This is a genomic window from Pseudomonas sp. FP198 (assembly GCF_030687895.1).
In the GTDB taxonomy this organism is placed as follows: Bacteria; Pseudomonadota; Gammaproteobacteria; order Pseudomonadales; family Pseudomonadaceae; genus Aquipseudomonas.
On sequence record NZ_CP117452.1, the window covers coordinates 4,685,860 to 4,700,537 of the forward strand.

The window sequence follows — 14,678 nt, forward strand, 5'->3', positions numbered from 1 at the left end:
GGACGGGAGATAAAGCACCATTTGTATCCCCTACAAGGCCAAGGCTGCGCCCCTATAACGTGCTCACCCGAGCACACAAGCTTCTGATTTTGTGGGCTTTTTGCCAGAAATCGGAAAGTGAACGACCGTTGCACGAACGTCCCGCCAACGAGGACTGGCTGCATAACAGGGCAGGTCATAACAAGTAGGCCGCTTTGCGCACAACTTGAGTGCATTTATTTAGACACTCGGAACTTAGTATGCCTGCACACGGCACTGTGGCGCCTGCATTCCACACTTCCGAGTGCGCGATGACCGCTGAACACTTATTAACTCCGGCCATTTGATGGCGTGAAAACAGAGGTAAATGCGATGCGCATTAGCATATTTGGTTTGGGTTACGTCGGTGCAGTATGTGCCGGTTGCCTGTCTGCACGGGGCCATGATGTAGTTGGCGTAGATGTCGCCAAAGACAAGATCGACATGATCAACGCCGGTAAATCACCGATCGTTGAACCGGGCCTGGGCGAGCTATTGGCACAAGGCATCCAAACAGGTCGCCTGCGCGGTACTACCAACTTCGCCGAAGCTATTCGTGATACTGACCTGTCGATGATTTGCGTCGGTACACCGAGCAAAAAGAACGGCGACCTGGAACTGAACTACATCGAAGCCGTGTGCCGCGAGATCGGTTTTGTCCTGCGTGACAAGACCACCCGTCACACCATCGTGGTTCGCAGTACCGTACTGCCGGGCACCGTGGCCAATGTGGTCATCCCGATCCTCGAAGACTGCTCCGGCAAGAAAGCCGGCGTCGATTTCGGCGTCGCGGTCAACCCTGAGTTCCTGCGTGAAAGCACCGCGATCAAGGACTACGACCAGCCGCCAATGACCGTCATCGGCGAGTTCGACAAAGCGTCGGGCGACGTCCTGCAATCGCTGTACGAAGAACTCGACGCACCGGTCATCCGCAAGGACATCGCGGTCGCCGAGATGATCAAGTACACCTGCAACGTCTGGCACGCCACCAAGGTGACCTTCGCCAACGAGATCGGCAACATCGCCAAGGCCGTCGGCGTCGATGGTCGTGAAGTGATGGACGTAGTCTGCCAGGACAAGGTCCTGAACCTGTCACAGTACTACATGCGCCCAGGCTTCGCTTTCGGCGGCTCGTGCCTGCCAAAAGACGTGCGCGCCCTGACCTACCGTGCAGGCTCGCTGGACGTGGAAGCGCCGCTGCTCAACTCGCTGATGCGCAGCAACGAATCCCAGGTGCAGAACGCCTTCGACATCGTCTCCAGCCACGACAAGCGCAAAGTCGCCCTGCTGGGCCTGAGCTTCAAGGCCGGCACCGACGACCTGCGTGAAAGCCCACTGGTGGAACTGGCGGAAATGCTGATCGGCAAGGGTTTCGACCTGAAGATCTACGACAGCAACGTCGAATACGCACGCGTCCACGGTGCGAACAAGGATTACATCGAGTCGAAGATTCCTCACGTCTCGTCCTTGCTCAATTCCGACTTCGACGCGGTGATCGACAACTCCGACATCATCATTCTCGGTAACCGCGACGAGAAGTTCCGCGCGCTGACCGAGAACGTACCGGAAGGCAAGCAGGTCATCGACCTGGTTGGCTTCATGTCCAAGGCCACCTCCCCGAGTGGCCGGACCGAAGGCATCTGCTGGTAAGTCTGTTAGCCGGCCGGGGCTTGCCCCGGCCGGCCTTTCGCCTGCCTTAACCCATCGGGCCGCCCACAAGGCCCGCCCGAGATAGAGACGGATGCAGATTATGCACAGGCTAAAGCACGGCCTGCTTCAGGCCGCCGGTTGGCTGTTTTACTTGAGTTTATTGATGGGCATCGCCACGGCGCTGCCCACGTCCACGTTCGACTCCGAATCGAAGGATTTCATCTTCCTGATCGGCGCCGTGGGCATCTGGCGTTATTCCATGGGCGCGACGCATTTCGTGCGCGGCATGATCTTCCTGTACATCGTCTACCCACACCTGCGCCGTAAAGTGCGCAAGCTGGGCAAGGCGGCGGATCCGTCCCACGTCTACCTGATGGTCACCAGCTTTCGCATCGATGCGCTGACCACCGCCCAGGTCTACAGCTCGGTCATCCGCGAAGCCATCGACTGCGGGCTGCCGACCACCGTGGTCTGCTCCATCGTGGAAATGTCCGACGAGCTGCTGGTCAAGAGCCTCTGGGCCCGCATGAACCCGCCAGAGCACGTCAAGCTGGACTTCGTGCGCATTCCCGGTACCGGCAAGCGTGACGGCCTGGCCTTCGGTTTCCGTGCCATCTCCCGCCACCTGCCGGACGACCGTGCCGTGGTGGCCGTGATCGACGGCGATACCGTCCTGGCCGAAGGCGTCGTGCGCAAGACCGTGCCGTGGTTCCAGCTGTTCGGCAACGTCGGCGGCCTGACCACCAACGAGTTCTGCGAAGTGCGCGGCGGCTACATCATGAGCGAGTGGCACAAGCTGCGTTTCGCCCAGCGTCACATCAACATGTGCTCCATGGCCCTGTCCAAGCGCGTGTTGACCATGACCGGGCGCATGTCGGTGTTCCGCGCCACCGTGGTGACCAACCCGGACTTCATCGCCGACGTCGAAAGCGACTCGCTGCAACACTGGCGCCTGGGCCGCTTTAAATTCCTCACCGGCGATGACAAGTCGAGCTGGTTCAGCCTGATGCGCCTGGGCTACGACACGTTCTACGTGCCGGACGCCGCCATCAACACGGTTGAGCACCCGCCGGAAAAAAGCTTCATCAAGGCGAGCCGCAAACTGATGTTCCGCTGGTACGGGAACAACCTGCGGCAGAACTCCCGGGCATTGGGCCTGGGCATGAAACGTCTGGGCCTGTTCACCTCGGTGGTGCTGTTCGATCAGCGCGTGTCGATGTGGACCTCGCTGCTGGGCCTGACCGTGGCGATCATCGCCAGCGTCAAGTACGGCACCGCGTTCATCCTGGTGTACCTGCTGTGGATCGGCATCACGCGGTTGCTCCTGACCCTGCTGCTGTCGTGCTCCGGACACCGGATCGGCCCGGCCTACCCGGCGATTCTCTATTACAACCAGATCGTCGGCGCGCTGGTGAAGATCTATGTGTTCTTCCGCCTCGATCAACAATCCTGGACTCGCCAGCCCACCCACCTGACCCGTGATCTCGCCAGCTTTCAACGTTGGTTCAACACTTGGTCGTCTCGGACCATGACCTTCTCCGCCGGCAGCATCTTTGTCGCCGTGCTGCTGACGATGGTCTGACCGGACTTGAATGAATTAACTAGGAAATCGCCCCTATGAACACCGCCGTGAATGTCAACGTAGTGCATGAATCCGAAGCCCAACGCCAACACGCCCGGGTCAAAATCCCGGCCAAGTTGCGCTTCTTCGGTCCCGACCGTACGCCGATGGAAGTCAAGGTCCTCGACCTGTCCGCCGGTGGGTTGTGCTTCAACGCCGGCCAACTGCCGCTCAAGGTTGGCGAGACCTACAAGGCGCGCCTGCAGTTCGTGATCGACAACCTCGGCCTGGCCATGGACGTCGAATTGCAGATCCGTTCCTACGACCGCCAGACCGGCCGCGCCGGTTGCCAGTTCCAGAACCTGGAGCCGCGGGACATCTCGACACTGCGCCACATCATCACCTCGCACCTGGCCGGCGACATCGTCGGCGTCGGTGATGTGCTGGCGACTTTGCAGCGCGACAATTTCACCAAGGCTCGCAAGCAGAAAGATGAAAACGGTGGCATGAGCGCCTTCGGTCGCCTGCGCGCCGTGACCTTCAGCCTGGGCATCTTCATTGTCGGCCTGGCGGCATTCGGCTTCATCTTCAAGTCGGTGTATGGCATGTACTTCGTCAGCCACGCCCAGGCCGGCATCGTCAACGTACCGGGCATGGCCATCACCATGCCGCGCGACGGCACCGTGCAAAGCCTAGTCAAGGCCGACGGCCTGGCCGCCAAAGGCGCCCCGCTGGCGACCTTCAGCACCAGCATGCTCGACGTGCTCAAGGGTCACCTGGACGACAACCAGCTGCAGCCAGCCAAGGTCGAGGAACTGTTCGGCAAGCAAATGACCGGCACCCTGACCTCGCCATGCGATTGCATCGTGGCCCAGCAACTGGTTTCCAACGGCCAGTACGCCAGCAAGGGTGACGTGATCTTCCAACTGGTTCCTCGCGGCGCCGAAGCCAACGTCGAGGCGCGTTTCTCCTATCGCCAGTTCGGCGATGTGCGTCCAGGCACCCCGGTCAGCTTCCAGGTAGCCGGCGAAGACGCCACCCGCACCGGCAAGATCGTCAGCAGCACCAGCCTGAAAAGCGCCGACCTGTCTTCCGATATCCGTGTGCTGATCCAGCCTGACGAAGCCCTGGACAGCGCGCTGGCCGGCCGTCCGGTGGAAGTCGTCAGCGACCGTGGCCCGAACTTGAACTGGCTGATCGACAAAGCCATGGCCGTCGGTCTTTAAGTCGAGGAAATGCCCGTGATCACTCCACAAAACAACAATGCACCGCATTCCCTGTGGGAGCGAGCTTGCTCGCGATGGGATCGACGCGGTCTGTCTGGTACACCGAGCGGCCTGCATCGCGAGCAAGCTCGCTCCCACACAGGATATGCGTTGTGTGCTCTGGCGCTGGCAGTCAGTCTTAGCGGTTGCGCCGGCCTGCCCGACCAGCGCCTGGCCAACGAAGCCCTCAAGCGCGGCGACACGGCGTTGGCGCAGCAGAACTACCAGCAACTGGCAGACCTGGGCTACAGCGAGGCCCAGGTGGGCCTGGCCGATATCCAGGTGGACAGCCGCGACCCCGAGCAGATGAGAAAGGCCGAGGCGACCTACCGCGCCGCCGCCGACATCTCGCCGCGCGCCCAGGCTCGCCTGGGTCGCCTGCTGGTGGCCAAGCCCGGCTCCACCGAAGCTGAAAAGCACGAAGCCGAAGGCCTGCTGAAAAAAGCCTTTGCCAACGGTGAGGGGAACACGCTGATCCCGCTGGCGATGCTGTACCTGCAATATCCCCACAGTTTCCCGAACGTCAACGCGCAGCAGCAGATCAGCCAATGGCGCAGCGCCGGTTATCCGGAAGCGGGCCTGGCGCAGATCCTGCTCTATCGCACCCAGGGTACGTACGACCAGCATCTGGACGAAGTGGAAAGAGTCTGCAAGGCCGCCTTGGCGACCACCGACATCTGCTACGTCGAACTGGCCACGGTCTATCAGAAACGCGGCCAGCCGGAACAGCAGGCCGAGCTGATCAAGCAGATGCAGGCCGGCCACGCTCGCGGTGTGGTCTCGGCCCAGCGCGTGGACAGTGTCGCGCGTGTCCTGGCCGATTCCAGCCTGGGCAAGACCGACGAGAAAACCGCTCAGTCGCTGCTCGAAGGCATCGCGCCCGGCAACCCAGCTTCGTGGGTCAGCCTGGCGCAGCTGCTCTACGATTTCCCCGAGCTGGGCGACGTCGACAAGATGATGCAGTACCTAGAAAACGGCCGCGCCGCCGACCAGCCGCGCGCCGAGCTGTTGCTGGGCAAGCTGTACTACGAAGGCAAATGGGTACCCGCCGACGCCAAGGTCGCCGAGGCGCATTTCCAGAAAGCCGTAGGCCGTGAAGTGGCCGCCGATTACTACCTCGGCCAGATCTACCGTCGCGGCTACCTGGGCCAGGTGTACTCGCAAAAAGCCCTGGATCACCTGCTCAAGGCCGCCCGCAGCGGCCAGAACAGCGCCGACTACGCCATTGCCCAGCTGTTTTCCCAAGGCAAGGGCACCAAGCCCAACCCGGTCAACGCTTATGTGTTCAGCCAGTTGGCCAAGGCGCAAAACACCCCGCAAGCCATCGAGCTTGCCCAGACCCTCGAAGCACAATTACCGCCGGAACAACTTGCACAAGCGCAACGCCTGCTACAACAAGAGCAGGCCATTCGCGGCGCCATGAGCCCCGATACGCTGGAACTGCAAGCCCTAAAAGAAGATGACGGCGAGGAACCTCTATGAAGCTTTTGAAGCTCAATCCTTTTGTACAGGCTGGTATTGGCCTGTCGTTTGCCCTGCTGTGGTCCTGCCCGACCCTGGCGGCCCTGACCGATAGCAAGAACTTCGGCCTGGAAGTGAAGATCACCGGCCAGTCCGAAGATGACCGCGACCTCGGCACCCAGCGTGGTGGCGACGTCAACGGCATCGGCCTCGACCTGCGCCCTTGGGTCTACGGCGAAAGCGGTGCGTGGAGCGCCTATGCCATGGCCCAGGCTGTGACGTCCACCGACATCATCGAAACCGACACCCTGCAACAGTCGGACGACGCGACCCAGCAAACCGACAGCGGCGACCGCGAGGCCAAGAAAAGCTACCTGGCCATGCGCGAATTCTGGATTGGCTACCGGGGCCTGACCCCTTATCCGGGCGAGCAGTTGAAGTTCGGTCGCCAACGCCTGCGCAATGACGACGGGCAATGGCGCGACACCAACATCGAAGCCCTGAACTGGACCTTCGACACCACGCTGCTGCGCGCCAACCTGGGCGTCGCCGAGCGGTTCAGCGAATACCGCACCGACCTCAAGGAGCTGTCGCCCCAGGACAAGGACCGTATGCATGTCTACGGTGACGTCGGCTATCAGTGGATGCCAGGCCAATGGGCCGGGATCCGTGCCCACCACAGCCATGACAGCGGCAGCCTCGACTACCCGGTCCCGGGCCAGGCCACCGACACCCTGGACAAGACCCAGAACGGTGATCTGACCTGGCTCGGCCTGGAAGCCAACAGCGACGCCTACAACTGGCGCAACACCAACACCGTCAACTACTGGGCAAGCGTCACCGGCATGACCGGCGACCGCGACACCGTCAACCCGCTCAACGCCGACGGCACCCGCCCCGCGCAACTCAAGCGCAGCGACGACGTCGACGGCTGGGCCACCGACCTGGGTATCCGCCTGCGCCTCGACCCGCAATGGCAAGTGGGTGCGGCCTATGCCCGCGCCAGCGAGGACTACGAACAGAACGGCCTGCAAAGCAACCGCTCGAACTTCACCGGCACCCGCTCGCGCGTGCATCGTTTCGGCGAGGCGTTCCGTGGCGAGATGGCCAACACCCAGAGCGCCAGCCTGTTCGGTTCCTGGCAGTTGCGTGACGAATACGACGCCAGCCTGGTGTACCACAAGTTCTGGCGCGTGGACGGCAACAAGGCAGTGGGCAGCAACGGCATCAACGCCGTGGAAAACAACACCGATGACGTGACCGGCGCGATCCTGTCCACCTCGTCCCTGCCACTGCGCGACGGCAACAAGGACCTGGGCCAGGAAGTCGACCTGGTCGTCACCAAGTACTTCAAGCAAGGCCTGCTGCCGGCTGCGCTGAGTCAATCGATTGATGAGCCGTCGGCGCTGGTGCGCTTTCGTGGCGGCGTGTTCAAGCCAGGCGACGCCTACGGCAAAGAGGTCGATTCGTACATGCATCGCGCCTTTGTCGACGTGATCTGGCGCTTCTGATGCGAACGGCCATGGGAGTGCCCGATATGAACCACTACCTCAGGAACAGCCAGGCGATGAAAGGTTCGATCAGCCTGTTGGCCGCAGCCATGCTGCTGGCCGGCTCGTCGGCGTTCGCCAACGTTGAACCGGTGGTCAAGCCGGGCAACGTGGTCAAGGAACTGCAGCAAGCCAAGACCTACACCGTCAGCAGCGCGCCGACCGCACCGCTGGAACTGGCCGCACCGACCCTGCCCGACCTCTCCGGCTACACCGCCGAAGCGGTCGCGGCGAAGATCGTGCGCAGCAAGCCCGGCAAGGTCAGCGTGCGGCGGATGATGCAGGAAAACGCCTTGAAGGACTTCATCGGCGGCGACAACAAGATGGCCGAGTGGGTGGTGCGCCAGCACGGCATCCCGCAGGCCATCTTCATCGACGACGGCTACATGAACCTCAAGGATCTGGTCAAGAAGGTGCCCAAGCAGTACCTCAAGGAAACTTCGCCAGGCGTCTTCCTGGCGCGGATTCCGATTGTCGTGGGCGAAAAAGGCATCCTGGAGATCGACAAGCAGACCCAGGAACTGCGCCTGTCCCAAGAGGGCGGCTCGTTCCTGGTCAACAATGGCCGGATGTTCATCCGCGACACCAAGGTCACCGGCTGGCGTGAAAAGGACAACGGCCCCGCGACATTCCGTTCGGCCAACGAGTTCCGGCCGTTCCTGCTGTCCTGGGGCGGCACCGAGACCTACATCGTCAACACCAAGATGGCCAGCTTCGGCTACGCCAACAGTAAGTCGTACGGCGTCAGTATTTCCCAGTACACGCCGAACATGGCCAAGGTCCTCAAGCGCCCGGAACCGACCGGCTGGATCATCGGTTCCGAGTTCTCGGACATGTGGTACGGCTTCTACTGCTACGAAACCAACGACTTCGTGGTCAAGAGCAACACCTACAAGGACAACATCGTCTACGGCATCGACCCCCACGACCGTTCCCATCGGCTGATCATTGCCGACAACACCGTCTACGGGACCAAGAAAAAGCACGGGATCATTATTTCCCGTGAGGTCAACGACAGCTTCATTTTCAACAACCGCAGCTACGACAACAAACTCTCGGGCCTGGTGATCGACCGTAACAGCGTGAACAACGTGATCGCCTACAACGAGATCTACAAGAACCACACCGACGGCATCACGCTTTATGAGAGTGGTGACAACCTGTTGTGGGGCAACAAGGTGATCAGCAACCAGCGCCACGGCATCCGGATTCGTAACAGCGTGAACATCCGCTTGTACGAAAACCTGTCCATGGCCAACGGTTTGACCGGTCTCTATGGCCACATCAAGGACCTTTCCGACACCGACCGGGACATCAAGCTCGACCCGTTCGACGCCCAGGTTTCCTTGATCGTGGTCGGCGGTGAACTGGCCGGTAATGGCAGCGGTCCGTTGTCCATCGACTCGCCGTTGAGCGTCGAGCTGTACCGCGTGTCCATGCTCGCGCCGACCAAATCCAGCGGCATCAGCTTCACGGGGATTCTTGGCGAACGCCAGGACGAAATCCTCGACCTGCTGGTGCGCCAGCAAAAAGCCGTGCTGATCGACCCTGTCGAACGCCAGACCGAAATGCGGGACTGAGGAATGACCTTTATGAACCCACAGATGATCAAACTTCTGGGCCTGTCCGCCCTGACTGCCGGCATTCTCGCCGCCGCAAGCGGCGCGCGCGCCGATGAAGTCAAAGCACCGACCTTTACCGCCGAACCCTGCTGCAACCTGTGCCCGGCTGCCCATGACGCGAAGAACTACACCACGCGCTACCAGCAGAACTTCACCACGCTGGTGCAGGCCCAGGGCGATTGGCTGTTCCGTACCCAGGAAGACCTGCGTACCGAGTTCAATACCACGCCGGCCGGTTACAAGCGCATGCAGCAACTGCACGATGCCTTCAAGAAAAAAGGCGTCGAGCTGGTAATCGTCTACCAGCCGACCCGTGGCCTGGTGAACCGCAACAAGCTCAACCCGCAGGAGAAGGCGTCCTTCGACTACGAGAAGGCCCTGGCCAATTACAAAACCATGCTCGGCCGTTTCGCGCAGATGGGTTACGTGGTGCCGGACCTGTCGCCACTGACCAACGAAAACCTGCCCGAAACCCTGCCGGCCCACGACTTCTACTTCCGTGGCGACCAGCACTGGACCCCATACGGCGCCCAGCGCACGGCGAAGATCGTGGCCGAGAAGGTCAAGCAGATCCCGGCCTTCGCCGACATTCCCAAGCAGGAATTCGAGACCAAGAAGTCTGGCCGCATGGGCAAGACCGGCACCCTGCACAACATGGCCGGGCAACTCTGCGGCACCAGCTACGCGATCCAGTACATGGACCAGTTCACCACCGAGCCCAAGGGCGAGGCTGGCGACGGCGACCTGTTCGGTGATTCCGGCAATCCGCAGATCACCCTCGTGGGCACCAGCCACAGCGGCAAGAACTACAACTTCGCCGGTTTCCTGCAAGAAGCCATCGGCGCCGACATCCTCAACGTAGCCTTCCCGGGCGGCGGTTTCGAGGGCGCGATGATCCAGTACCTGGGCAGCGAAGAGTTCCAGAAGAACCCGCCGAAGATTCTCATCTGGGAATTCTCGCCGCTGTATCGCCTGGACCAGGAAACCATCTATCGCCAGATGATGGCGCTGCTCGACAACAACGGTTGCGAAGGCAAGCCGGCGCTGATGAGCAGCAAGGCCAAGCTCAAGCCGGGCAAGAACGAATTGATGGTCAACAGCAAGAATATGGACCTGCGTAACGGCAGTCACCAGATCGACATCCGCTTCGCCGACACCTCGGTGAAAACCTTGCAAGCCACCCTCTGGTACATGAATGGGCGCCACGAGGACATCAAAATCGAAAAACCGAACACCTCCGAAACCGACGGGCGTTTCGCCTTCCAATTGCGCACCGACGAAGACTGGGCCTCGCAGAACCTCCTGGCTCTAGAGGTCCAGGGTCCTGAAGCCGGTAAAGAGCCACTGCAAGTGGAAGCGAAAGTCTGCAAACGCAATGCATCTCCGCAAGCCGAGCAACAAACGGCTCAAATCGGACAATGAGGTCTCGTCTCATGACCAGAACCATGCGCACCCGAACGTTGAAAACGCTGTTGGCGCCATCGCTGCTGACCCTGGCGATGTTCGCCGGGGCCACGCAGGCGGCGGCTCCACTGCGCCCGCCGCAGGGCTACTTCGCACCGATTGAAAAGGTCAAGGAAGGCTCCGGCGGCCAGGGCTGCGAAGCCGTGCCGACGCCTTACACCGGCTCGCTGCAGTTTCGCAGCAAGTACGAGGGCTCCGACAAGGCTCGCGCGACGCTGAACGTGCAGTCGGAAAAAGCCTTCCGCGACAGCACCGCCGACATCACCAAGATCGAGCGCGGCATCAGCAAGCAGGTCATGCAGTTCATGCGCGACGGTCGGCCCGAGCAACTGGAATGCACCCTGAACTGGCTGACCGCCTGGGCCAAGGCCGATGCGTTGATGTCCAAGGACTTCAACCACACCGGCAAGTCCATGCGCAAATGGGCGCTGGGCAGCATGGCTTCGGCCTATGTGCGCCTGAAGTTCTCCGAGTCGCGCCCGCTGGCGAATCACCAGGAACAGGCGCAACTGATCGAGAGCTGGTTCAGCAAGATGGCCGACCAGGTCGTCAGCGACTGGGACAACCTGCCGCTGGACAAGACCAACAACCACTCGTACTGGGCCGCCTGGTCAGTGATGGCGACCGCCGTGGCGACCAACCGTCGCGACCTGTTCGACTGGGCCGTCAAGGAATACAAGGTCGGCGTCAATCAGGTAGACGCCGAAGGCTTCTTGCCCAACGAGCTCAAGCGCAAGCAACGCGCCCTGTCCTACCACAACTATGCCCTGCCGCCGCTGGCGATGATCGCCAGTTTCGCCCAGGTCAACGGCGTGGACCTGCGCCAGGAAAACAATGGCGCCCTCAAGCGACTGGGCGACCGGGTGCTGGCCGGGGTGAAAGACCCGGACATCTTCGAAGAGAAGAGAACGGCGACGAGCAGGACATGAAGGATCTGAAGATCGATTCGAAATTCGCCTGGCTCGAACCGTTCTGCAGCCTCTACACCTGCTCCGAGGACGTGCTGGAACGCAAGCATGAAATGCAACCGTTCAAGACCTTCCGCCTCGGCGGCGACCTGACCCGGGTGTATGACCCTTCGCGGGAGAAAGGCGAAAAAGGAAGCTGACACCTTTCTCTCTGCCTGGCAGGGGAACCCTGTGGGAGCGAGCCTGCTCGCGATAGCGGCCTGACATTCGCCTTGATGTCGACTGATACACCGTCATCGCGAGCAAGCTCGCTCCCACAAGGGAAAGTGGTGTGTTTCGAATGTAATAGCCCCCCGGTTTTCATGGGGGGGTTTGGGGGGGCTCTGGCCCTTGACTGTTGATTCAACATGGAGAGATCGGGATGGTATTTTCATCCAATGTGTTCCTGTTCCTGTTCCTGCCGATCTTTCTTCGGCTTGTACTACCTGAGCGGGCAACGCTATCGCAACCTGCTGCTGCTGATCGCCAGCTACGTGTTCTATGCCTGGTGGCGGGTGGACTTCCTCGCCCTGTTCGCCGGCGTCACCCTGTGGAACTACTGGATCGGCCTGAAAGTCGGCGCCGCCGGCGTGCGCACCAAGCCGGCCCAACGCTGGCTGCTGCTCGGCGTGGGCGTGGACCTGGCCATCCTGGGCTATTTCAAATACGCCAATTTCGGTGTCGACAGCCTCAACGCGATCATCACCAGCTTCGGGCTGAACCCGTTCATCCTGACCCACGTCCTGTTGCCGATCGGTATCTCGTTCTACATCTTCGAGTCCATCAGCTACATCATCGACGTGTATCGCGGTGACACACCGGCCACTCGCAACCTGATCGACTTCGCGGCATTCGTGGCGATCTTCCCGCACCTGATCGCCGGCCCCGTGCTGCGTTTCCGTGACCTGGCCGACCAGTTCAACAACCGCACCCACACGCTGGACAAGTTCTCCGAAGGCTGCACGCGCTTCATGCAGGGCTTCATCAAGAAAGTGTTCATCGCCGACACCCTGGCGGTGGTGGCCGACCATTGCTTCGCCTTGGAGAACCCGACCACGGGCGATGCCTGGCTCGGCGCCCTGGCGTACACCGCGCAGCTGTACTTCGACTTCTCCGGCTACAGCGACATGGCCATCGGCCTGGGCCTGATGATGGGTTTCCGTTTCATGGAAAACTTCAAGCAGCCCTACATCAGCCAGTCGATCACCGAGTTCTGGCGGCGCTGGCACATCAGCCTGTCGACCTGGCTGCGCGACTACCTCTACATCACCTTGGGCGGTAACCGCAAAGGCACGCTGATGACCTATCGCAACCTGTTCCTGACCATGCTGCTCGGTGGTCTGTGGCACGGTGCAAACATCACCTACGTGATCTGGGGTGCCTGGCACGGCATGTGGCTGGCCATCGAAAAAGCGGTGGGTATCGACACCAACCCACGCAGCATCAACCCGATCCGCTGGGCATTGACCTTCCTGCTGGTGGTGATGGGCTGGGTGATCTTCCGTGCCGAAAACCTGCACGTCGCCGGTCGCATGTACAGCGCGATGTTCAGCTTCGGTGACTGGTCGCTGTCGGAACTGACCCGCGCCAACCTCACCGGCCTGCAGATCGCTACGTTGGCAGTGGCCTACATCACCCTCGCCTTCTTCGGCCTGCGCGACTTCTACACCAACCGTCCGCCGGTCAAGGCCAAGCCTGCAGAGAGCACCGAAGCCAATGGGCCTGCTACCGCACAACCGGGGCTGATCAAAGCCGTACCGGGCGACAACCCGTCGACCATCCATGAACCAGGCTACACCGTCGGCGTCGAAGCCCAGGTGCAACCGGCCTACTGGACCGTGGACTGGTCGCGCTACGTGATGCGCACCCTGGTATTGGTGTTGTTCATCGCCTCGATTCTCAAACTGTCGGCGCAAAGCTTCTCGCCGTTCCTTTACTTCCAGTTCTGAGGGATCCGGACATGACCCGCTCATTACGCATCTTCTACGTTGCACTGTTCATGCTGATACTGACAGCGCTAGGTATCTGGTCGATGCGCAGCTTCCTCGGCTTCAGCACCAACCCCGATGCGACCGTGCTCAACGGTCGCTGGGCCAAGGCCGTGGAAACGCATTACGACGAAGAATTCCCGATCAAACGCCTGGGCACCAACATCTGGGCGGCGCTGGACTACAAGCTGTTCAACGAGGGCCGCAAAGGCGTGGTCCTGGGCCGCGATCAGTGGCTGTTCAGCGACGAGGAATTCAATCCGATCGTCAACGAAGACCAGAACCTGCAAGGCAACTACGCCCTGATCGAAGGCGTGCGCCAGAAGCTCAAGGAGCAAGGCATTACCCTGGTCATGGCCATCGTGCCGGCCAAGGCGCGGCTGTATCCGGAGCACCTGGGTGAAGTGAAGCCGTCGAGCATTCACGCCAACCTGTACCAGGATTTCCACGCCCGTGTCGCGGCGGACAAGATCCTTGCCCCTGACTTGCTCGCCCCGCTGCAACAGGCCAAGCAAAGCGGTCAGCAAGTGTTCCTGCGCACCGACACCCACTGGACTCCGGAAGGCGCGCAAATCGCTGCGGAACATCTGGCCAAAGCGATTGCCGAACGCACACCACTGAATGGTGAGCCACAGCGTTTCGTCACAGAGCCTGCGGAAAAAATCATCCACAAGGGCGACCTGCGTCAGTTCCTGCCGCTGGACCCGCTGTTCGAAAACCTGATGCCAGCCCAGGAACCGCTGGTCAAGCGCAACACCCGCGAAGCCGACGACCAGCCGGCCAGCGAAGACGCGTTGTTCGCCGATGCCCAGGTGCCCGTGGCCCTGATCGGTACCAGCTACAGCGCCAACCCGAACTGGAACTTCGTCGGTGCACTCAAGCAAGCCCTGCACAGCGACGTCGTCAACTACGCCGAAGACGGCCATGGCCCGATTCTGCCGATGCTCAGCTACCTCAAGAGCGACGCCTTCAAGAACAGCCCGCCACAAGTGCTGATCTGGGAGTTTCCTGAACGTTATCTGCCCGTGAACAACGAGATCGGCGACGCCGATCCGCAATGGGTCGCCGAGCTCAAACAAGCCGGCGCCCGCCAACAGAACGTAGCTGCAAACACACAATCCGAGACGCCCGACCGGGCGCAAAACTGAAAGA

8 protein-coding genes and 2 pseudogenes are annotated in these 14,678 nt (G+C 61.1%); all 10 read left to right on the forward strand.

Features of this window, described 5'->3' with window-relative positions:
* Window positions 1-351: 351 nt before the first annotated feature.
* The 10 genes and pseudogenes from PSH78_RS21335 (at window position 352) to PSH78_RS21380 (ending at window position 14,674) form a co-directional block, all read left to right on the forward strand.
* Window positions 352-1,668, forward strand: coding sequence for a nucleotide sugar dehydrogenase (locus PSH78_RS21335; protein ID WP_305496603.1), 1,317 nt, complete (start codon window positions 352-354; stop codon window positions 1,666-1,668).
* Window positions 1,669-1,768: 100 nt separating this feature from the next.
* A complete protein-coding gene (gene alg8, locus PSH78_RS21340) occupies window positions 1,769-3,250 on the forward strand; it encodes a mannuronan synthase (protein WP_370870998.1) in 1,482 nt (493 codons plus the stop codon).
* Between the two features lie 35 nt (window positions 3,251-3,285).
* Window positions 3,286-4,455, forward strand: coding sequence for an alginate biosynthesis protein Alg44 (locus tag PSH78_RS21345; RefSeq protein WP_305496605.1), 1,170 nt, complete (start codon window positions 3,286-3,288; stop codon window positions 4,453-4,455).
* A gap of 9 nt (window positions 4,456-4,464) precedes the next feature.
* Entirely contained in the window at window positions 4,465-5,976 is a 1,512-nt protein-coding gene (gene algK, locus PSH78_RS21350) for an alginate biosynthesis TPR repeat lipoprotein AlgK (RefSeq protein WP_305496608.1), read from the forward strand.
* 5 nt (window positions 5,977-5,981) lie between these two features.
* Window positions 5,982-7,466: an alginate export family protein gene (locus PSH78_RS21355; RefSeq protein ID WP_305501346.1), complete on the forward strand. Its 1,485-nt coding sequence runs from the start codon at window positions 5,982-5,984 to the stop codon at window positions 7,464-7,466.
* Window positions 7,467-7,492: 26 nt separating this feature from the next.
* Window positions 7,493-9,085, forward strand: coding sequence for a mannuronan 5-epimerase AlgG (gene algG / locus PSH78_RS21360; protein WP_305496610.1), 1,593 nt, complete (start codon window positions 7,493-7,495; stop codon window positions 9,083-9,085).
* 12 nt (window positions 9,086-9,097) lie between these two features.
* Window positions 9,098-10,549 carry an alginate O-acetyltransferase gene (locus PSH78_RS21365; RefSeq protein ID WP_305501347.1) on the forward strand — a complete coding sequence of 484 codons (1,452 nt, stop codon included), beginning with the start codon at window positions 9,098-9,100 and terminating at the stop codon, window positions 10,547-10,549.
* 23 nt (window positions 10,550-10,572) lie between these two features.
* Window positions 10,573-11,699: pseudogene (locus PSH78_RS21370) on the forward strand (mannuronate-specific alginate lyase).
* A 221-nt stretch (window positions 11,700-11,920) separates the two neighbouring features.
* Window positions 11,921-13,487 (forward strand): annotated as a pseudogene (locus tag PSH78_RS21375) (MBOAT family protein).
* A gap of 11 nt (window positions 13,488-13,498) precedes the next feature.
* The gene (locus PSH78_RS21380) at window positions 13,499-14,674 is read left to right on the forward strand and encodes an alginate O-acetyltransferase (RefSeq protein WP_305496611.1); all 1,176 of its coding nucleotides are present in this window, start codon (window positions 13,499-13,501) and stop codon (window positions 14,672-14,674) included.
* The last annotated feature ends 4 nt before the right edge of the window (window positions 14,675-14,678 follow it).